General features: G+C 70.7%; 12 protein-coding genes. 5 read left to right on the forward strand and 7 right to left on the reverse strand.

Features of this window, described 5'->3' with window-relative positions:
• Positions 1–127 precede the first annotated feature (127 nt).
• Positions 128–1,498 carry an FAD-binding oxidoreductase gene (locus tag AB0D74_RS29195; protein WP_362593738.1) on the reverse strand — a complete coding sequence of 457 codons (1,371 nt, stop codon included), beginning with the start codon at positions 1,496–1,498 and terminating at the stop codon, positions 128–130.
• A gap of 727 nt (positions 1,499–2,225) precedes the next feature.
• Here AB0D74_RS29195 and AB0D74_RS29200 point away from each other — a divergent pair.
• Positions 2,226–3,905, forward strand: coding sequence for an amidohydrolase family protein (locus AB0D74_RS29200; protein ID WP_362593376.1), 1,680 nt, complete (start codon positions 2,226–2,228; stop codon positions 3,903–3,905).
• 188 nt (positions 3,906–4,093) lie between these two features.
• Positions 4,094–5,800, forward strand: coding sequence for an MFS transporter (locus AB0D74_RS29205; protein ID WP_362593379.1), 1,707 nt, complete (start codon positions 4,094–4,096; stop codon positions 5,798–5,800).
• A 156-nt stretch (positions 5,801–5,956) separates the two neighbouring features.
• Here AB0D74_RS29205 and AB0D74_RS29210 read toward each other — a convergent pair whose 3' ends face one another.
• Entirely contained in the window at positions 5,957–7,882 is a 1,926-nt protein-coding gene (locus AB0D74_RS29210) for an FAD-dependent monooxygenase (protein WP_362593381.1), read from the reverse strand.
• On the reverse strand, positions 7,879–8,742 hold the full coding sequence (locus AB0D74_RS29215) for a DUF1932 domain-containing protein (RefSeq protein ID WP_362593384.1): 864 nt from the start codon (positions 8,740–8,742) through the stop codon (positions 7,879–7,881). The genes AB0D74_RS29210 and AB0D74_RS29215 overlap by 4 nt, the downstream gene beginning before the upstream one ends.
• 235 nt (positions 8,743–8,977) lie before the next feature.
• Between AB0D74_RS29215 and AB0D74_RS29220 the strand changes: the two genes are divergently transcribed.
• Both AB0D74_RS29220 and AB0D74_RS29225 read left to right on the forward strand, forming a co-directional pair.
• Positions 8,978–9,934 (forward strand): hypothetical protein, encoded by a 957-nt coding sequence (locus tag AB0D74_RS29220; protein WP_362593387.1) that lies wholly within the window; start codon positions 8,978–8,980, stop codon positions 9,932–9,934.
• Positions 9,931–10,806, forward strand: coding sequence for an amidohydrolase family protein (locus AB0D74_RS29225; protein WP_362593390.1), 876 nt, complete (start codon positions 9,931–9,933; stop codon positions 10,804–10,806). The genes AB0D74_RS29220 and AB0D74_RS29225 overlap by 4 nt, the downstream gene beginning before the upstream one ends.
• Positions 10,807–10,921: 115 nt before the next feature.
• On the opposite strand, the gene AB0D74_RS29230 is transcribed toward AB0D74_RS29225, so the two are convergent.
• From AB0D74_RS29230 to AB0D74_RS29245, 4 genes are all read right to left on the reverse strand, one after another.
• On the reverse strand, positions 10,922–11,767 hold the full coding sequence (locus AB0D74_RS29230) for a response regulator transcription factor (protein ID WP_362593393.1): 846 nt from the start codon (positions 11,765–11,767) through the stop codon (positions 10,922–10,924).
• A gap of 215 nt (positions 11,768–11,982) precedes the next feature.
• Complete coding sequence (locus tag AB0D74_RS29235) at positions 11,983–13,212, reverse strand: cytochrome P450 (RefSeq protein WP_362593396.1); 1,230 nt, start codon at positions 13,210–13,212, stop codon at positions 11,983–11,985.
• Positions 13,209–16,679, reverse strand: coding sequence for an alpha/beta fold hydrolase (locus AB0D74_RS29240; protein WP_362593399.1), 3,471 nt, complete (start codon positions 16,677–16,679; stop codon positions 13,209–13,211). The genes AB0D74_RS29235 and AB0D74_RS29240 overlap by 4 nt, the downstream gene beginning before the upstream one ends.
• Positions 16,676–18,541: a fatty acyl-AMP ligase gene (locus tag AB0D74_RS29245; protein ID WP_362593401.1), complete on the reverse strand. Its 1,866-nt coding sequence runs from the start codon at positions 18,539–18,541 to the stop codon at positions 16,676–16,678. Before AB0D74_RS29245 ends, AB0D74_RS29240 begins: the two co-directional genes overlap by 4 nt.
• A 468-nt stretch (positions 18,542–19,009) precedes the next feature.
• Between AB0D74_RS29245 and AB0D74_RS29250 the strand changes: the two genes are divergently transcribed.
• The gene (locus AB0D74_RS29250; protein WP_362593405.1) at positions 19,010–20,329 is read left to right on the forward strand and encodes a nucleotide disphospho-sugar-binding domain-containing protein; all 1,320 of its coding nucleotides are present in this window, start codon (positions 19,010–19,012) and stop codon (positions 20,327–20,329) included.
• The last annotated feature ends 10 nt before the right edge of the window (positions 20,330–20,339 follow it).

Below are 20,339 nucleotides of genomic sequence, written 5' to 3' on the forward strand. Positions count from 1 at the left end.
CATGCGTGGACCCAACTCGTGCCCACTGCAAGCCAATTCAGGGTCGCGCAGGGATGCCTGTCAGTTTCCTGAGAGGATTCCGAAAGCGCAGGCGCGGTCGCAATGCCCGGCCGCGCACACCGCTCTCCTACGAATCGAATCCGAGGCCGAGGCGGTCGAGGGTGCGCAGCCACAGATTTCGCCGGCCCTTGCGGTCGGCCCGGGCCAGTGACCAGCGCGTGATCTGGATCCCGATCCAGGCGAACGGCTCGGGAGGAAACGGCAGCGGCTGCTTGCGGACCATCTCCAGTTCCGTGCGTTCGGTCCGTTCGCCCCGGATCAGGTCCAGCATGACGTCCGCGGCGAACCTGGACGCTCCGACGCCGAGGCCGGTGAAGCCGGCCGCGTACGCGGTGCGTCCGCGGTGGGCCGTTCCGTAGAAGGCGGTGAACCGCGTGGAGGTGTCGATCACTCCCGACCAGCGGTGGGTGAACCGGATCCCGCGCAGTTGCGGGAACGTGGCCGCGAAGTTCCTCGCCAGGGTGTCGAACGTCGCCCGTCGGTCGAAGTGCTGCGGGCCGACGGAACGGCGGTAGTGGTACACGGCGTCGTAACCGCCCCACAGGATCCGCCGGTCGGGAGTGATCCGGTAGTAGTGGAACCGGTTCCCGGAATCGGCGACTCCGATGGCCGGGTTCCACCTGATCGCGGCGAGCTGGTCGTCGGTCAGCGGTTCCGTCGCCAGGACGTAGTCGAAGACGGGGACGACGGCCAGCCGCTTCCTGCGAAGGGGGCTGGGAAAGGCGTTGGTGGCCAGTACCACCTTGCGCGCCCGGACCACTCCCGTCGAGGTGGTTGCGAGAACCTCGTCGTTCCTGCCGTCCAGGGACAGCAGTCGCGTGTTCTCGGCGATGCGGACCCCGAGGCCCTCCGCCGCGTCGGCCAGTCCCCACGCCAAGCGCGCCGGATCGACGAGCGCTCCCTCGTCGGGGTCGTAGCGACCCCCCAGATAGGTCGGCGAGTCGACCAGCTCGCGCACGGAGGCGGCGTCGAGGAAGCCGGGCGTATCCGGCTCGAAGGCGTGGAGTTCGTGCGGGCGCGTCGCGACGGCCAGCGTGCCGCCGCGGGTGAACGCGCAGTCGATTCCGTATCGCTTGACGGTCTCCTCGATCCCGTCCAGGTTCCGCATGCCGAGTTCGTGGAGCTTCTCGTACTCGGCGGGCCACCGCCGCCGGCCGTTGCCCTCGCCGTGCGTGATGCTCGCGCTGCAGAAGCCACCGTTGCGGCCCGAAGCATGCTCGGCGATGCTCTCGGCCTCGATCAGCACCACGCGTGTACCGGGCCGCCGCTCCACAGCGCGCAACGCCGACCACAGACCCGTGAAACCGCCCCCGACCACGAGCAGATCGGCCTCGAAGTCAGCGGGCAGGGCGCCGCGAGGCTCGGGGCGGACAGTGTCGAGCCAGAGGGGGCGGAATACCGAGCCTTCCAGCGCGCCCTCAGGCCATGCACGTTCCACCGGCCGTTCACGTCCCGATGCTTCCTCTGACAAGTGGCTCTCCTTAGGGGCGTCACAGGAGGCCGCATGCGGATCGGGCCACCTGCTTCGACTGCGGATCAGGGCCATGGACGACAAGGCGCTCCCGCGTCCGTCGGGAACACGGAGCTACGGCTGGATTCAGCCACAGGACAGCAGGGGCAGGGATCACGCCTGCCCGGATCGTCGAACCGGGGCCCGTTCGGCAGATCCTCGACCACCCGGTGGGTTCACGCCACGGTCGTCGTGTAGCAATGCTTACATAAAACTTGACACACTGTCGAGGGAAGGGTCCACGGGAGCACAGCCGACGAACAGGGAAGGGGACCCCGATACGCCGACCGGCCCTTCGGTCACCCCCGCCCGACCTCGGCGAACCGGCGACCCCTGCGCGATCCCGGCACGCGACCGACCCCGACCCGGCCCTTGACCGCCAGCCTCGCCCACCGATATGACTTGGCCGATATATAACAGGCACAACATTTCCGTGACACGCGGGACGTGCAGGACGCCGTCGGACCCCTCGACCGGCCGTCCCGCCGACCGATGCGGTCGCCGCCGAGGCGGCACCGCCCACCGGCCCCTCTCCCACACGACCACCGGCACCGGCACCGGCACCGGCACCGGCACCGGAGCAACGCTCGGAGGGGGCTCAAGCCGCCCCCGGCGGCCCGTCCTGGCACCGACCACATGCGCGACTGGAGATCACATGGAAGCGGTTCTGAAGAACGCCTTGGTCTATACGTCGAACGCGGCGCGCCCCTGGGCAGACACCCTGGTCGTGGACGGAAGCCGGATCGCGTTCGTCGGAAAGGAGAGCGACTGGGACCGAAGGGACCCGATCGCCGAGATCGACATGGAGGGCAGGATGATCCTGCCCGGCCTCATCGACTCGCACACGCACCCCACGAGGGTCGCCAAGAGCCAGTGGCACGTACGTCTGCCCTGGACACACGACCTCGCTGAAATCCTCCGGTTCATCAGGGAGTTCGGTGACGAACATCCCAAGGAGGAGATGCCGTTCCTCTATTTCGAGTACTACCCGAGCACGCTCTTCGGTGACGGCCGGCCGACCAAGGAACTGCTCGACAGCGCCATATCCGATCGTCCGGTGCTCTGCCAGGACCACAGCGAGCACTCGCACTGGGTGAACTCCAGGATGCTCGAACTCCTTGAGGTCACGAAAGACACCCCTGACCCCATGCCCGGCCTTGAGATGTTCGCACGCGATGAACACGGGCAGCCCACGGGTCATGTCCTCGAGAACGCACACCAGCATTTCCTGCAGACGATGTACGACAGCCTGGGATGGTGCCCGCCCGAGGAGATCACCGCCGAGAACATCCTGCCGGTCCTTCGCTTCATGTCGGAGTACGGAGTGACAGCTCTCTTCGAGGCACTGACGGACGACGAGGACACTCTGCGTGCACTGTCCGAGCTGGAGGCGGACGGGAAGCTTCACCTCTACTACGAAGGCTCCCAGCGCTTTCGCACCCTCGATGACCTGCCGGCTGCCGTGGCCAAGGCGCAAGAACTTCAGAGCACCTACGGCAGCGGCAGGATTCGGACAAGGACCCTCAAGCTGTTCCTGGACGGCACCAACGAGAACGGGAACAGCGCCCTCCTGGAACCCTGGAGCAACGACCCCGCAGGTCAGAACCTCGGCGAGATCCAAATGGAAGCGGCCGAGCTGACGGAGTGCCTGCTCCTGTGCAACAGCTCCGATCTCGACCTGCACATCCACATGGTCGGAGACCGGGCCTTCCGCACAGCCTGCGACGCGGTCGAGGCGGCAAGGGCCCGGACGGCGGCGACCGGTGAACCATGGCGCACCCAGGTCACCTTCGCGCATTGCGAACTCGTCGATCCGCAGGACATGGCCCGCCCCGCGGAACTCGACATCATCGTCAACTGGACGACACACTGGTCCGGCGGCTATTTCGGTGAGGAGTCGAAGAACTACCTCGGCGAAGCCCGCTGGAACCGTATGTACGAGTTCAACGCCATCGCGGAGCACGGCGCCGCCCTGACCTTCTCCAGCGACGTCGTCACCAACTACGAGCTGCACCGCGCCAGTCCGTTCTTCGGCATGCAGGTGGCGCAGTCACGAATCGACCCGGAATTCCCTCTGGACACGCAGAAGCATGCCGACGGTGTTCGACCGAACGGAACGTCAAGGCTGACGCTCGAACGCATGCTGAACGGCTACACGATTGCCGGCGCGAGGCAACTGAGGATCGACGACCGAGTCGGCTCGCTGGAAGTCGGCAAGGTGGCGAACTTCGTGGTCCTGCCGGAGAACGTCTTCGGCCTCGGGAGCGCGGAGCTTCGCACCATGAAGCCCAGCGCCGTGTTCTTCGAGGGCGAAACCGTGGTCGGCAGCCTCTGACCTCACGTCCGGCGACGGTCCGGCCGGCGACAGGTCCGCGGGAACCAGGTGAACGACCTCGTGCAGACCTCTAGGCGTACCGACTAGTCGGTACTAGCCTCTGGCCACGCTCCCGGAGCCGGGGCTCCGCGCACCCTCGTCACACCGCCGCGAGCTTCCTGATTCCGGGTATCCCTGGGAGGAGCCGTATGTCCGCCAGTACGACGCCGTTCGACGCCGACAGACCCGCACCCGATGCGCCCACCAGGGACACCCGCTCCCCGCTGGCCCGGCTCTACCGCCGCGAACTGACGGACTATCCGCCGACGGGACGCCGTATGGCGTATCTCGCGATCGTGGTCGTCACCACGGTCGTCCTGTACTACATGCTGTACATCCAGTACGCGGTGGCGACGTCGATCATCACGCACTTCGGGATGACCTACCGCTACTTCATCTGGGTCTCGGTGATCGGCAACGCGATCGGGGCCTTCGCCTCGCTCGTGGCGGGGCTGGCGGACCGCTGGGGCCGGGCGAACCTGGTGGTCTACGGGCTGCTGGTCGCCGCGCTGCTGGTCTTCTTCGGGCTGCCGAACGCGGCGAACAAGACCACCTACCTGGTGCTCTTCGCGCTCGTCAGCTTCATCGAGGGCATCGTGCTGGTGGCCACCCCTGCGCTGATCAGGGACTTCTCCCCGCAGCTCGGCCGGGCCACCGCAATGGGGTACTGGACGATGGGGCCGGTCATCGGCTCCCTGGTGGTCACCACCGTCACCAGCAACACCCTCGACAGCGCCACCTGGCAGGACGAACTCCGGTACTCGGCGATCGCCGGGTTCGTCGTCTTCGTCGCCGCGGTCGTCGCGCTGCGCGAACTGTCCCCGGCGCTGCGCGACCAGATCATGGTGACGCTGCGGGACCGGGCGCTGGTCGAGGCGCGTGCCAAGGGGCTGGACACGGAGGCCCTGCGCCGTGGCGAGTGGCGGCAGATGATGCGCCTGGACGTACTGGGCTCGGCCTTCGCCATCGCCGTGTTCCTGCTGCTGTACTACGCGGCGGTCGGCAACTTCGTCGTCTACTTCTCGACCGTCTTCGGCTACAGCGAGCAGCGCACCAACGCCCTGGCCAACTGGTACTGGGGGGCGAACGCCGTCGCCCTGGTCCTGGTCGGCCTGCTCTCGGACCGGCTCAAGGTGCGCAAACCCTTCATGATCGTCGGTGCGGTCGGCTCCATCGTGGTGACCGCCGTCTTCGCCACCCGCGCCACCCACCTGACGACCGACTACTACACGTTCGCCTGGCTGTTCGTCGGCATCGGCGTCTTCAGCGGCATCGCCTACGCACCCTGGATGGCGAGCTTCACCGAGACCGTGGAGAAGCACAACCCGGCCGCGACCGCGGCGGGTCTGGCCGTGTGGGGCTGGACGGTGCGCATCGTGGTCGCCGTCTCCGCGGCCTTCATCCCGGTGCTGGTCACCTCCGTGACCCCGCTCGTGGAGCATGGTGCGGAGGTCAAGGTCGCCTCGGCCCAGGCGGCGCCCGCGCTGGCCATCGTCGACGCACACCCGCGGATCTTCGCCGAGCTGGACAAGTACACCCCGGCCACCGTGCCGCCCGAGCTGGCCGCCCGCGCCGTCAAGGAGGTCGGCGCGGAGAACCTCGCCGTCGTGCAGAAGGCGTCGCCACAGCTCAAAGTGCTCGACGAGTACGGCGCCACGGTCCAGAAGGCGTCGAAGGACGGTCCCGGAGAATGGCGCACCTGGTGGTGGATCTGCGTCGGCGGGCAGGTGCTGTTCCTCCCCTTCGTCTTCGTGATGACGGGACGCTGGAGCCCGAAGAGGGCGCGGACGGACGCCGAGGAACACCAGGCCGCGGTCAACCGCGAGTTGGCCCTCCTCTCCGCGGCCAAGGAGTGATCGGACGCCTGGCCGGCCGTCCGTGCACAGGGCGCCAGTGAGCAACATGCCGCGTACCGGGCCAAGTCCGCTCTCGGCCCCGGTGCGCGGCATGTCCGCCGTGGGCGTCCTGGTCGCCCCGCCGGGCGCCCGCCGGCCTCCGGGCCTGCGCCGGCGTTACGACGGCTTCGTGGCGGCGGACGCACGCTCCCGTGCCCCGGCGGACGCCTCGGCCGCCCCGCTGTCCGGGGCCGGGACCCGGCGGCCCGAGAAGCGGTGGCGGAGCTTGCGTACCGCCGTGTCCGCCGCGTCCAGGGCGTATCCGTACGCGAGGATGCCGATGACCCCGTGGGTACGGAGGTTGAGGACCCACTTCAGGCGGGTGTTGACGCTCATCGGGATCCGGTGGAGCAGGGGGCGGCGGGCCGAGGGGCGCCGTATCGCCGCGGGTGCGATCTGGTCGAGCGGGGAGACGTCCACGACGCCTTGCGCGCCGGCGGTGAACACGCGCCACAGCCGCGGCAGCGGACGCGCGATGGAGATCTGGCAGTGGAAGCCGGGGACGTCGCTGCCGTGGTCCAGCCGCCACCGCGCCCGCTCGGCGATCTTGCGTTGCAGGTGTGCCTGGACGCGTTGCACCGTCTCCGGGGGCAGCCAGGCCCACGGCTGGGACCTGCTGTAGAAGAGGCGCTTGCTCAGTCGGCGGCGCAGTCGCCGCTCGCGGGGGCCTTCGCGCTTCGTCTCGCCGTCGGTGCGCACGAGCCAGGTGGCGAAGTCCGAGCGCGCGGTTCCGGTCGACCAGAGCACGACCAGGTCCATCAGATGGGTGAGCAGGAAGTAGCGCGGGTCCTGGATGGCGGGCGTGAACTTCTCGCGCAGCATGTTGCGGATCATCAGCCAGTCCTGCCGCGCGTTGCGGTTGATCCGGTCGATGTACGCGTGTTCGAGCGTGCCACCGTGCACGTGGGCCTCGATGACGTTCGTGAGGTGCCAGAGCTGCTGGCAGGAGAGGCCGATGCCCTGGCTGTAGTAGGCGTCGATGATCGAGGAGGAGTCCCCGACCATGCCGTACCCGTGCGGGTGTACGAACGTGTCGGTCAGGTACTGGGTGTTGCGGTACATCCGGAACTCCAGCAGCCGCTCCTCGGTCAGTACGTCGCGCAGCACCGGGTAGCGGTCGATCAGACCGAAGAACTTCTCGCGGGGTGTGCCGCCCGGCAGCGGGGTGCGCTGGTCGAAGATGACGCCGACGCTGATGCGGTCCTTGGACAGCCGGATGACCCAGATCCAGTACCCCTCGCCCCACAGGTGGACGGTGTACTTGTCACGCGGGGTCGATCCGCCGTTCGCGTCGTGGTACTCCCAGACCGGTGCGAACTGCTCGTCGGTGATGTCGTTGAACTGGCCCCAGACCGAGGTGGTCTGGAAGCCGTCCGCGGCGATGACGTCCTTCTCGATCGCGTGGCCGAACTTCCGTGCGAGCATCCGGTTGCGGCCCGAGCAGTCCACGATCCAGTCGGCGGTGACCGTTCCGGTGTTCGAGGCGTCGTGGTCGGTCCAGGACACGGTGTTCGGGGCGTCGGCCTCGACGTGCACGTCGACGACGCGTGCGCTGTCGAGGAAGCGGATGTGCGGGTGCTCACGGACCGTGGCGCGGATCTCGTCCTCGGCCTCGGGACGGACGATCTGCTGGTCCACGGCCAGGCAGCGGAACCACAGTTTGTCCTCGGCGCTCTGGAAGAGGTAGTGGTCCCGGTGGTCTTCCGACTGCCGGCCGAGGGTGTGCTCGCTGAGCGGGGCGATGCTCCATTCGCTGCGCGGGGCGAAGGCCTCGGCGCCTTCCATGCCCTCCGTGAACCAGACTCCGAGTTTGACGAAGCACTCCTCGTCGAGGAAGGTGTCGAGCCGGCCGATGGTGCGTGGCAGCGCCGTGGACACCAGGAACGACTCGCCGACCTTGAAGCTGCGTTTCTGGTGGACGATGTCGTCGATCAGCACGACGTCGATGCCGCGCTGGGCCAGTGACAGGGCCGTGAACATGCCGATCAGCCCGGCCCCGACGACCACGGCTTCCGCGCGCTCGGGCGCCTGCGGCGCGCTCACGGCCGACCGCCGAGCAGGTCGAGGGCGCGGCGGGTGTCCCCGTCGAACGTGTCACGGACTGGGAACCAGCGTTCCAGTGCGGGTACCGCGGCATCGGCGAGGTCGCCCGGGAGGCCCGCCTCGCGCAGGGCGTCGGCACATCGGGTGAGTTCGGGCCCCCATCGCCAGGCGCGTGACGCGACGCTGGGCAGCATTCCGTCCTCGAGTACTTCGGTCAAAGGCGAACGGGTTATCAACGATGCCTCCCCGACGAGGGGTTCGGTGACGCCCTGGGCGTCTGCGTATGCGAATGCGATCCCGGCCAGGACGTAGGCGACCTTCTGGTAGGTGGCATAGGACGTTTTGAGGGCCGAGGCGGCGCCGAGGAAACCGCCGGTGTCCAGCGCCCGGATTCCGGTTCCGTCGAACAGCGAGATGATCCGCGCGACGTCGTCCGTTTCGCCGGCGAGATGCAACCGGGCGCCCGGAGCGTCCTGGGGGCACGGTCCGATGACGCAGCCGTCCACGACGCGGATGCCCGCCGCCGAGAGTTTTCCGGCCAGTTCGAGCAGCGCCGCCCGGGTGGTGCCGTTGGCGTCCAGGAACAGTCCCCGGAATCCGGACTCGGCGACCGCCGCGGCGACCTGCGGCGCATGGTGCGGTGGGCAGATCGAGACGATCACCTCGCTCCGGGCCGTGAGCTGCGCGAGGTCGTCGACGGCTTGCAGGCCGAACTCCTCGGCCCGACGCGCTGTGGCGGCGCTGCGGCCCGCCCGGCACCACAGCACGCGGTGTCCCGCGTCGGCCAGCGCGCCACCGAACCCACCGCCCATCCGGCCGGGGTGCAGCAGGCCGACCGTCGCGGCTTCGGCACGGCTCATCCGTGCTCTCCCTCCTTTGGGCCGAAATCCCTTGTGGTCAGCAGTACATGACGTGCAGGAGGAATTCGAGGAACTGCAACTTTCGGATACCTCTGAGCGTGCTCGGACCGGAAACTCGGCTACATATTCGGGGGATTCCCGGCCGGGCCCGACGCCGCCGCTAGCCTCGATTCGCGTCGGCTGTCCACGAACGTGGCGACAGCTGGGGTCACTTCAGGATTCAGAAGGGGAGAACATGTCGGACGACTTCGGATCCACCATCACCCGCGGCGCGTCACGGGCCCGCCGGTACCTCGTCGACAACGGTCTGCCGTACAGCGACGAGATCGAACTCAAGGCCTCCGGAGTGGAGTTCGCGGACGGCGGGCACTACGGCGTCGAGATCCCCGTGGTCAACAGCTTCAAGGTGCTCGACGCGACGCTCCGCCTGCTGCAGGCCGAGGGGTTGCCGGTCACCCGCTTCAACGAGACGCTCGGTGCGATGCTGCTGTCCGACTCCGAGGTCACGGACATGCTCGGCCTGTGCCGGGAGAACGGTGTCGGGATGCTGTTCGCGCTCGGCCCGCGCCCGGAGTACGACCGTAAGGCGGCCTTCTACCGCGGCGGATTCGGTGCCTCCCAGGGCCGCCGGATCAACAACAACGACGCGATCGCGCAGAGCGTCGAGGAGGCGTACCGGCTGACCGAGCTGGGCTGCCGTGGCCTGATCGCGTACGACCTCGGGGTCATCAGGCTGCTGTCGGACATGCGGGCCGCAGGCGAACTGCCCGCCGACCTCATGCTCAAGGCGTCCTCGCACTGCATCGTGTCGAACCCGATGACCTCGCGGATCTACGCGGAGAACGGCGCGGACAGCGTCACCACGACCCACGACCTCGGGCTCGGGGTGCTCCAGGAGATCCGGCGGGGCTCCCCGCAGCTGACCATCGACCTGCCGACGGACGTGTACGGCAGCAAGGGCGGCTTCATCCGCTTCTACGAGGTGCCCGAACTGGTGCAGATCTGCTCGCCGATGATGCTGAAGATCGGGGCGAGCGCCCAGTCCCACCCGCACGACCCGGTCAACGAGAACACCGTCCGCCAGCGTGTCCAGCGCGTCGCGCTGTGCCTGGAGTACCTGGCGAAGTCGGGCATCGAGGCGAAGTACATCAGCGACCTGTCACCGCACCGGTGCGTGCCCGCAGCGGTATGAGGCTGGTCGACGCGCAGGTCCACGTCTGGGGCGCCGACACACCGGCCCGGCCGTGGCCGCCCGGTGGTGCGGCGGCTGCCCATCGCGCCGCTCCGGTCACGGCACACGAAACGCTCGCGGTGCTCGACGCCGCCGGGGTCCATCGCGCGGTTCTCGTGCCGCCGTCCTGGGAGGGCGACCGCAACGACCTGGCGTGGGCCGCCGCGGCACGGCATCCCGACCGGCTGGCGGTGATGGGCCGGATCCCCCTGACCGGTCCCGCGCAGGCGGAGCCACTGGCCCGCTGGCGGGACCGCCCGGGCAGCCTGGGTGTCCGCCTCACGCTGCACCGCGACCCGTGGCGGACCCGGTTCCGGGCCGGCGGCCTGGACTGGTTCTGGACCGCCGCGAACGCCGTCGCGCTACCGGTCATGGTCTACGCGCCCGGCATGAGCACCGCTCTCGGCGAGGTCGCCCGGCGCTTCCCGGACCTGCGCCTGATCGTCGACCATCTGGCCGTGCCGGTGGACGCCAGGTCCCCCGAGGCGTTCGCGCATCTCACGGACCTGATCGCGCTCGCGCGGCATCCGCGGGTCGCGGTCAAGGCCACCGCGATGCCCTGCCATTCGCGGCTGCCGTTCCCGTTCTCCGACCTCCACACGCCCCTGGAGCGCGTCTTCGACGCCTTCGGCCCGCGCCGGGTGTTCTGGGGCAGCGACTGGACCCGGCTGCCGTGTCCGTACCGCGAGAACGTCGAGCTGTTCACGGAAGCCCTGCCGTTCCTGGGTGCGGGCGACCTCCCCTGGGTCATGGGAGACGCGATCCTGGAATGGCTGGACTGGCCGGCCGGTCCACCGGGGAGTGCGCCGCCTGCGCCGGAAGGCGGGGCCTGACGAAGGCGAGGACGAAGGCGAAGGCGAAGGAGAGGGGGAAAGGGAAGGGCAAGGGGAAGACGAGTCCGCATGGCTCGGTCCCGGCGGGTCCACAACGGCCGGTCGTGGCCGAAGTTCAGACGGGTCGTGGGCAGGCCGGGTCGGCCGGGAGGCCCTCGGTGAGACCGGCGTCCTGGGCGATGAGGGCGGCACGCACCCGGTTCCCGCAGCCGAGCTTGGTCAGGAGGCGGCTGATGTGGGCCTTCACTCCCCCTTCGCTGAGGTGCAGCGCACGTCCGATCTCGCTGTTCGCCATCCCCTGGGCCACGAGCGCCAATACCTCGTGCTCGCGCGCGGTGAGGCCACCGACGAGTTCACGCGCCCGCTCGACGCGTTCGGTGTCGATTCGGGCGACGCTGTCGAGGACGTGCTTGGCGACCTCGGGGTACAGGACCGCTCCGCCCGTCGCCGCCACCCGGACCGCTGCGACCAGGTCCTGCGGATCGCCGCTCTTGAGCAGGCACCCCGCGACTCCGGCCCGCAGGATGCGGTCGAGGTGGCTGCCGCCCGGCGAGGACGCGAGCACCACCACGGCCGTCGAGGGGGACAGGCGGCGCACCGCGCGCATGACCCGGGCCCCGTGCGTGCCCGCCATACCGCTGTCGATGAGGAGCACGCCGAGCCGGTGGCGCAGTGTCATCTCGATCACGGCGCCCGCGTCGCCCGCGTCCGCGACGACGTCGATGCCGTGGGCCCGCTCCAGCGCCGCCCGGATGCCGGTGCGTACCAGGATCTCGTGGTCGGCTATGCCGACCACGACGCTCGATTCGGCGCCCGGGACGATGCCGCCGGGTGGCGCCCCGTGCGGCGGTGCCGCTCGCCGCACGGCGGGGGTGGTGGTCCGGACGTCCCGCAGGGTGGCCGGCCTCGTGATGTCGACCGGGCCGAACGGCCACTCGGTCCGGGGCAGGGGTTGTGCCATGTCGACTCCTTACATGCGCATGGTGCGTCGGACAGCGCTCCCGGCACCGCTGCCGGGCTCTGCCCGCTCGGACGGGACCTACCTCGATGCGTGGGTCACGGGCATCGTCATGACCTGGGCGCCGCCCGACGCGGGCCCGGCCGTCGATACGGCCACGGCCGGAGCACGGCAGTGCACGGCGGTCCGCCGTCGGTGGCGTTTCTCCTCGTCACGGCTCAGACCCGGACGCGTAGTTCGCGCATGCCGCGCAGGCCCGTGCGCCGGCGCCAGCGGGGCTCGGCGGCGAGTTCGGGGCGCCGGTGCCGGCGCAGCAGGGCGGTGAAGGCGACGGTCGCCTCCATGCGGGCGAGCGGTGCGCCGACGCAGAAGTGCGCGCCGCCGCTCAGTGCCAGATGCCGGTTGTCCGGGCGCGTGACGTCGAACCGGTCCGGGTCGGGGAACCTGTCCGGGTCCCGGTTCGCCGCGCCCAGGCTCAGCACCAGGCGGCTGCCGCGCGGCACCGGTACGCCGTGCAGCTCCAGGTCGGTCAGCGCGCGCCGGCCCACGGCCTGGGCGGGGCCGTCGTAGCGCAGCATCTCCTCGACCGCCGAGGGCATCAGGCCCGGTCCGGAGGAGGACCGCAGCAGCTCCAGCTGGCCGGGGTGGCGCAGCAGGGCGAGCATCCCGTTGGCGATCAGGTTGGCGGTGGTCTCGTGTCCGGCGACCACCAGCAGGGCGGCGGTGGAGAGCAGTTCGTCGGAGGTGAGCCGGTCGCCCTCGGTCTCGGCGCGGATCAGCCCGCTGAGGATGTCGTCGCCCGGGGCGCGGCGGCGCTCGGCGGCCAGGTGGCCGAAGTACTCGACGAGCCGCCGCCGCCCGCGCAGTCCCCGCGCCACCGTCTGCGGGGTGACGACGGGGTCGACGAGGTGGGCCATGTCCTCGGACCAGTCCCGGACGTCGTCCCGGTCGGCCTCGGGCACGCCGAGCATCTCGCAGATGACCTCCAGGGGCAGCGGATAGGCGAAGTCCGCGACGAAGTCGCCCTCCTCCCCCGGTGGCCAGCGGTCGAGCAGCCGGTCGGTGATCCGCTGGATCCGCTCGTGCAGGTGGGCGATGGAGCGCGGGGTGAACGCCTTGTTGACGAGTGCGCGCAGCCTGGTGTGGCCGGGCGGGTCCATGAGGATCATGGAGGGTGTGTCGCCGCCGGCCATCCGCTCGGGCTGCGTCCCGCCTGTCCTGGCGCTCTCCTGCGCCGCGCCGCCGCTGCCGTTGTCCGCCCCGAGCCGGGGGTCGCGCAGCAGTGCGTGCACGTCCCGGTGGCGGGTGAGGAACCAGAAGCCCGGGGGGTTCCAGTGCAGGGGATCGGTCTCGCGCAGGGCGCGGTAGAGCGGGTACGGGTCGGCCTGGACGGCGGGGTCGGCCGGGTCGTAGTGGCGGGCGGCATCGGTCCGCTGTCCCGTGTTCATCCGGCCCGCCTCAGACCGTTCCGGGTGGCTTCGGCGACGGCCGTCAGGTGCGGGCGCATGAAGAGGGTGAAGTGGTTGCCGGTGACCGGGACGACGGTCAGGTCGCCGAGTTCGACGGTGTCCCAGCCGTTCGGTGTCTCGAAGTGCATCGGGACGCGGTGGTCCTCCCGGGCCAGCGGGGCGAATCCGGCCTCCGGTTTCACCAGCAGCACCGAGAGGTCCGAGGGGCCCGGCTCGTAGAGGGCGAAGGCGCGCAGGCCCGCCTGGTAGGTGGCGACCAGGTTGACGAGGTGCGCCTCGTACGTCTCCGGGTCGCGGGCGCCGAGGGCCCGGGCGATCCGTGCGCCCTGGTCGGTCAGGGGCCGGGACCGGTCGACTCCGCAGCTACAGGCGTCCAGGGCGAGGCAGACCATGTGGCGGAGGGCGAGGAGTTCTTCCACGGCTCGCAGGTCGTCGTCGGCGGGGGCGCCCCGGCCGGGCAGCGGGACGTAGGTGTCGTAGAGGACGACGCGGTGGACCGGCTCGCGGCGTTCGCGCAGCAGCCGGGCCGCCTCGTAGGCGACCGTTCCGCCGAAGGAGTGCCCGCCGAGGAGGTAGGGGCCGTGCGGCTGGACGCGCTGGATCGCGTCGGCGAAGAGGGAGGCGAGTGTCTCGAGGTCGTCGAGGGGTTCCTCCCTGCCGTCGAGGCCGGGTATCTCGAAGGCGTGGCACGGGCGGCCGTCGCCGAGTGCGCGGGCCAGCGCGGTCAGGTACAGGGCGGAGCCGCCGAGTCCGCCGGCGCAGAAGAAGGGGCGGGGGGAGTTGAGGGGGACGAGACGGGTGGCGGGCGGGTCGTCGTCCGCCGTGTCGGGTTCGGGTTCCGCGAGGAATCGGGCCGCGGCGTCGATGGTGGGCACCTCCAGGAAGAGGGTGTGCGGTATGCGGTAGCCCAGCCGGTCGGAGAGCCGGGCCTGGAGCGCCGCCACGGACGGCGATTCCAGGGCGTACTCCTCCAGTGGCCGACTGGTGTCCACCTCGGTTGCGGGCAGGCGGAGTTCGGCTGCGATGTGGGTGACCAGCCAGTCGCGTACGGCGGTCACGGACAGTCCGGCGCCCGGCTCGGCGGCGGTCGCCGTCCGGTCGGGGGCGGTCGGGGTGCGGGCCGGGGCCGCGAAGTGCCGGCGGGCCAGCTCATGGGCCTGGGCGACCACGCACTCGACCAGTTCGAAGGAGGGCAGGCTGCCCGCGTAGTAGGTGTGGTGGCGGCCCTGCAACGCTTCCAGGCGGTCCAGGGCGCCGTCGCGCAGGTCGTCGGTGCCGAAGTACGGCAAGAACGCCCACGCACGCCGCAGGTGCACCTCCTCCAGACGGCCGCCGAGGGCCTCGACGTCCTCGCGCAGGAGTGCGGCGACGTCGTCGGGACGGCCGTAGGAGTAGAAGGTGCGGATGTCGCTGTCCTCGTAGCGGTGGTGGTAGGCGACGCAGTGGCCGGTGGCGGTCGGGCTGTCGTTGTGCTGCTTCAGGAAGTGGAAGGCGGCGCCGGGCAGGCCGGAGGCGGTGGCGACGGTGGTGTGGTAGGCGCGGTCCCGGATCCGGGCGGCGAGCGCGCGCTCCTCGTCGGTGGCGTCCAGCCACGGCAGCGCGCGGTCCAGGGAGACGGTGAGCACCAGGTCGTCCGCCTCGACCGACTCCGTTGCCGTGCGTACCCGTACGCCGCCCGGGTGCCGTTCGACGGACTCGACGCGCGCCCCGAGTCGCAGGTCCCGCAGTTCCTCGGCGGCCCGGCGCCACAGGGTGGCGAAGCCGCCCTTGACGGTGAACGCGCCCGGGTGGCCGAGGAGTTCGGGCTTGCTGCCGAGCAGCCCGGTCATCTCGGCGTACTTGACGAAGTAGAGCGCGGGCAGGTCGTCGTCGAGGTAGCCGTAGCCGGCCGCCGTGCAGCCGGTGCCGAAGGACGCGGCCATGGCTTCCAGGCCGTGTTCGGCGAGCCATTCCCGCACGGGGGCGGCGAGGGCCTTCGCGGAGTGCGCGAGGCCGGGCTCGCCGATGCGGGGGAACTCGCGGGCGCGCAGCGCCCGGTAGCGGCGGACGGTGTCCCTGCGGAAGAAGGAGGTGTCCTGCGGGGTGGTCGTGCCGCGCTCGGCGTCGAGGATCCGGTAGGGCGTGGTCGGTTCGGTGGCCACGCCGAGTTCGGTGACGAGTTCGGCGACCCGCTCGTACTGGTTGGTGCAGATGTGGCCGCCGAGGTCGTAGGCATGGCCGTCGATCTCCGCGCTCTCGCACTTTCCGGCCACGGCTTCGGCGGCCTCCAGGACGGTGACTCGGTGTCCGGCCCGCTCCAGTTCGCGGGCGACGGTCAGGCCGCTCGGGCCTGCGCCCACCACCACGACCCTGCGGGGGCCTGCCGGGTTCGGCCGGACGGGCCTCAGCAGCCGTGCCAGTTCGGGTGGTTGCGGTTCGCCGCGGCGGGCGTGGGAGGCGGCCCGGTAGACCAGCGCGCGCAGGTGGTTCAGGGAGGCGGTGGTGTACGGGGAGCGGGCGAGGGCGATGCCCAGGTCGGGCGGGGCCAGGGCGGGGTCGTAGGCGGTCCGGTCGGCGGTCTCGGGGTCGGCGGGGGCGTCCAGACGCAGTTCGGCGAGGTCGAACCAGGGGCAGCGGTTCTCGGGCCAGGCGCGGGCCGGGTCGAGGGCGGTCTCCGTGGTGCCGGGGTCGCCGTCCAGGGGGTGGAGCTGGGCCTGGAGCGTGTTGCGGACGCCGGTGGTGCGCAGGCGGGTCTGTAACTCCGCGCGGAGGAGGGCGGGTTCGCGGGTGTCGCCGGCCGGGCGGGGGATCTCGTTCGGGGCGTCCGGCGGCCACCACAGGCCGTCGTGGTCGAAGTCACCCCGTACCAGGGGCTCCTGGACGGGGAACACCCGGAAGCGGATGAGCCGGTGGCGGCCGTCCGCGGTGACGAAGCCCTGGGGCACCTGGGAGTAGAAGTCGTAGGTGGCGTAGGAGCCGGCTGTCCGGATGTTGTTCCAGATGGTCGAGCGGATCTCGGGCCGCTCGCCGATGACGGCGGCGCGTTCCTCGGGGGTGCCGAAGGTGCGGCGGAAGATCTCGGCGGTGGAGGCGAAGAAGGTGGGGCCGGTGTTGAGGGTGAGGTCGAGGAGTCCGGTGTCGCCGGTGGCGTCCGCCAGGAGGCGGAGGGTGAGGCCGCGGACGGTGGGCTTGATGTCGTCGGTGCCGACGGAGTTGCTGTAGCGGGCGAGCACCGGGAAGCGGCGGCCGGGGCGGAGGAAGCCGTGGGCGGGCAGCAGGGGGGCGTCGAGCACGGTGAGGGTGCCGCGGGCCGCGGTCGACGTGGCGTGGAAGAAGCGGTCGCGGCGGCCGGCGGAGGCCACGGTGAGCGCGGACAGGTCGATCAGGACGCGCCGGAAGTCGTCGTCGACGTCGTACAGGCGCGGGTCGTGGGGGCCGGTCGCGAAGACCGGGCCGTGGGGGTTCACGAGATGTCCCCGGGGGGCCTGCCGGGGGTGGCTGCCTGCTGGACCGAGACCAGGAGGGTGCCGGTCTCGCGGTCGGTCTCGCCGCTCAGCAGGGCCGCCTTGCACGCCCGGCGGCGTACCTTGCCGCTGGTGGTCTTGCGGACCAGGCCGGGGCGGCCCAGTACGACGGTGTGGCAGTCGAGTTGATGGTCGGCGTACACGAACTTGCGGACGGTGGCGCAGATCTCGGCGGCGAGGTCCGCGTCGACCCGCTTGCGGCCGGTCTCGGCGAGGACCACGAGGCGTTCGGCGACGCCGTCGCCGGGGACGTCACCGGGGAAGGTCTCGTCCGGTGCGAGGGAGAAGGCCACGACGCCGCCGGGCCGTACGTCCTCGTGGCACTCCCGGACGCTGTCCTCGATGTCGGAGGGGTGGACGTTGCGGCCCCGGACGATGATGAGGTCCTTGATCCGGCCGGTGACGAACAGCTGGCCCTCGTGCAGGAAGCCGAGGTCGCCGGTGCGCAGGTACCGGGTCGGGTCGTCGTCGCCGGTGACGGTGGCGTGGAAGGTCTCGCGGGTCGCCTCCGGCCGGCTCCAGTAACCGGCGGCCGTGGTCGAGGACCGTACCCAGATCTCGCCGACCCGCGCGGGCGGGCAGGGGGCGCGGGTCTCCGGGTCGACGATCCGGATCCGGTCCCCCGGTTTGCCGGAGAAGCCACAGCCGTAGTACTCGGCGGTCCGCCCCGGGGCGTGCGGACTCTCCTCGGCGGGGACGACGTCACCCTCGGCGAGGGCCTGTTTGTCGAGCCGCAGTACGCCCTGGCCTCGGTTGGTGACGCTCGCCGTGTTCTCGGCCAGTCCGTAGGCGCCGTAGAAGACGTCGGGCCTGATCCCGCTGACGGCGAAGGCGTCGAGGAAGGCGCGGACGGTGCGGGTGCGGATCGGTTCGGCCGCGGTCACGGCCATCTCCAGGGCGGAGAGGTCCCAGCCGGCGCGCATCTCGGGGGAGGTCTTGCGGACCGCGAGTTCGTAGGCGAAGTTCGGCGCCGAGGTGATCGTGGCGCGGACCCGGGACATGACGTCGAGCCAGAGCCAGGGCCGCTGGAGAAAGGTGAGCGGCGACAGGATGTGTGTCGCCGAGTTGCCGACGGCGGTGCTGAGGATGACGTTGACCAGGCCCATGTCGTGGTACTGGGGGAGCCAGAACACGCCCCTGGTGTCGTCGTTCAGGCGCAGGTCGGCGATGTTGGCGGCGATCTCGTGGAGGAGGTTGCCGTGGGTGACCATCACGCCTTTGGGAGTGCCGGTGGAGCCGGAGGTGTACTGGAGGAACGCGGTGTCGCCGGGGTCCGCCGGCCGGTACCAGGCGTCGGGGTCGCAGGCGCCGCGGTTGCGGGGGCCGGGGCGGCGGTCGGTGCGGTACCAGGGGATGCGGGGCCAGACCTGTTCGGAGCGGCCGAGCAGGCGGCCGACCGAGGCGGTTCGGCGGCTGCGGTCGAAGAGGCCGTTGGTGAGGGCGGCCCTGGCCCCGGAGCTCTCGGCGATCGCGGTGAACCCGGCCAGGTCCCGGCTGAGCCGGAAGGGGTTCGGGGGGTAGACGGGCACGGGCAGTACGCCGGCCGCGAGGCAGCCCATGAAGGACTTCACGAAGTCGAGCGAGGGCGGGTAGACCAGCACGGCCCGGTCTCCGGGGACCAGTCCCCATAAGGAGAGGGAGCGGGCGATGTCGTCGACCGCTTCGGCGAGTTCCGCGGCCCGGAGCGTCTCGGCGTCCTCGCCATGGTCGTCGACAAAGGTGAAGAGAAGCCGGTGCGGATCTTTTTCGTAAAGATCCCGGAGACCGGAAAGAAGTGAATTTTGCCGTGCGATGACGAACGTCATTGGGCCGTCCTGCAGCAGGGGAACAGGGGGTACACCAAAAGACCGATCACGCCGGCGAATGACCAGCCAGACGTTGTTGCACACTCAAGAACGTACGGGTGGTCCAGTCCATTGTCAACGGCGACCGGAACCGCCACTTCCACCACTTTGACCTGGCTTTTTAATGGCATTTCGGACATTGGCCGCACAGTCGGCGAACATTCGACGCAAACTTTCCCGTGTGTTTATCCAGGGATGCGGTCGTCAATTCTCATCACTTATCTTTCGCCGTAAAACTGACACGCGTAAACAGCGGGTGACGATTTCCCGACGGAGGTTTGCGACGACTCCTACGCGCCAGGTGCGGATCCGGTTCCCGCCGGCTGCTGTGGTCTGTCCCACTGCGGAAGGGCCGAACCATATCCGGCCGACCCTCGTGTTGTGGCCGCGCTCCCGTGACGGGGGGAATCCACGGAAGGTGACCACACCATGAAGGCCCTGCGTATCGTCCTGATGACCCACGGCACCCGAGGCGACGTCCAGCCGCTGGTGGCGCTCGGCCGGGAGTTCGTCCGACGCGGGCACACGCCCGTGCTGGCGGTCCCGGCCGGGCTCGCCGGCATGGTGCGCTCCGCCGGCCTGCACCTGGTGGAACTGCCCGTGGACTGGCGGGAGTTCCTGTCCGCCCCGGCACCGGAACGCAGCTGGGCCACCTCCGGCGACGGGGCGGAGTTCCTCGCCGGGCTGCGCACGGTGATGGCTGCGCACACCGCCGACATCGCGCGCACCCTGTACCGAGCCTGCGAAGGCGCCGACCTCATCGTCTCCGGCTCGCTGACCGAGGACGCCGCGGTGCTGATCGCCGAGGCCCGCAGGCTGCCGCTGGCCCTGTTGCACCTGTTCCCGGTGCGGGCCAACGACGCGGTGCCCAACCCGTTCGTGACCAGCCGCGCGGGCACCGGACCCGGCGCCAACCGCAAGACGCACCTCGTCTACGAACACGCCTCCTGGCAGTCGCGCCGCGAGGGCGTCAACAGGCTCCGCGAGGCCTTCGGACTGGCTCCCACGGACCTCTCCACCCCGCAGCGCGCCCGGATGCTGGACGCGCTGGAGATCCAGGGCTACAGCAGGCTGCTGGCGCCGGGCATCGAGTGGCCCGCGTACCGGCCGTTCGCGGGGTGGCTGGAACTGACCGGCGAGGACCGGGCGGCGGTGGCCGAACACGGCCTGGACGCCGGGCTGGAGAGCTGGCTGGACGCCGGGGAGCCCCCCGTCTACTTCGGCTTCGGGAGCACGCCGCCGGCCGATCCCGCGGCCGTTCTGGCCATGATCGAGCGGGCCACCGGGGAGCTGGGGCTGCGCGCGGAGGTGACCGCGGGCTGGGCCGTGCTGCCCGCCGACGCGGTCGGTGACCGGTCGCGAGTCCGGCTGCTGGAGAGCGCGGACCTCACCGCGCTGCTCCCCCGCTGCCGTCTCGCCGTGCACCACGGCGGCTCCGGGACCACCGGGTCCGTGGTCCGGGCCGGGGTGCCCTCGCTCGTGCTGTCCGGGACGCTCGACCAGCCGATGTGGGGCGAGTTGGTGCGGCGGCGGGGTGTGGGGCTGCATCTGCCGCGGCACGGCCTGGACGCGGCCGGGGTGCGGGTCGCGCTGGAGCGGGTGGGGGAACGCCGGGTGGTGGACGCGGCGCGGGACCTCGGGCGGGCGGTGCGCGCCGAGGGCGACGGGGTGGGGCGAGCGGCCGACCTCGCGCTGGCGTTCGCCGTGCGGGAGCGCGGGGTCCTGGCGCCGACGGCGCAGGTCCGTTGACCAGGTCCCC

Origin of the sequence: Streptomyces sp. NPDC048278, assembly GCF_040652195.1 — a bacterium.
Lineage (GTDB): Bacteria > Actinomycetota > Actinomycetes > Streptomycetales > Streptomycetaceae > Streptomyces.

What these genes read in the sequence shown, in the direction of transcription:
- AB0D74_RS29235 (WP_362593396.1), bottom strand. Translation starts at nt 13,212, where the DNA reads ATGAACACGGGACAGCGGACCGATGCCGCCCGCCACTACGACCCGGCC.
- AB0D74_RS29200 (WP_362593376.1), top strand. Translation starts at nt 2,226, where the DNA reads ATGGAAGCGGTTCTGAAGAACGCCTTGGTCTATACGTCGAACGCGGCG.
- AB0D74_RS29215 (WP_362593384.1), bottom strand. Translation starts at nt 8,742, where the DNA reads ATGAGCCGTGCCGAAGCCGCGACGGTCGGCCTGCTGCACCCCGGCCGG.
- AB0D74_RS29245 (WP_362593401.1), bottom strand. Translation starts at nt 18,541, where the DNA reads ATGACGTTCGTCATCGCACGGCAAAATTCACTTCTTTCCGGTCTCCGG.
- AB0D74_RS29220 (WP_362593387.1), top strand. Translation starts at nt 8,978, where the DNA reads ATGTCGGACGACTTCGGATCCACCATCACCCGCGGCGCGTCACGGGCC.
- AB0D74_RS29250 (WP_362593405.1), top strand. Translation starts at nt 19,010, where the DNA reads ATGAAGGCCCTGCGTATCGTCCTGATGACCCACGGCACCCGAGGCGAC.
- AB0D74_RS29230 (WP_362593393.1), bottom strand. Translation starts at nt 11,767, where the DNA reads ATGGCACAACCCCTGCCCCGGACCGAGTGGCCGTTCGGCCCGGTCGAC.
- AB0D74_RS29205 (WP_362593379.1), top strand. Translation starts at nt 4,094, where the DNA reads ATGTCCGCCAGTACGACGCCGTTCGACGCCGACAGACCCGCACCCGAT.
- AB0D74_RS29225 (WP_362593390.1), top strand. Translation starts at nt 9,931, where the DNA reads ATGAGGCTGGTCGACGCGCAGGTCCACGTCTGGGGCGCCGACACACCG.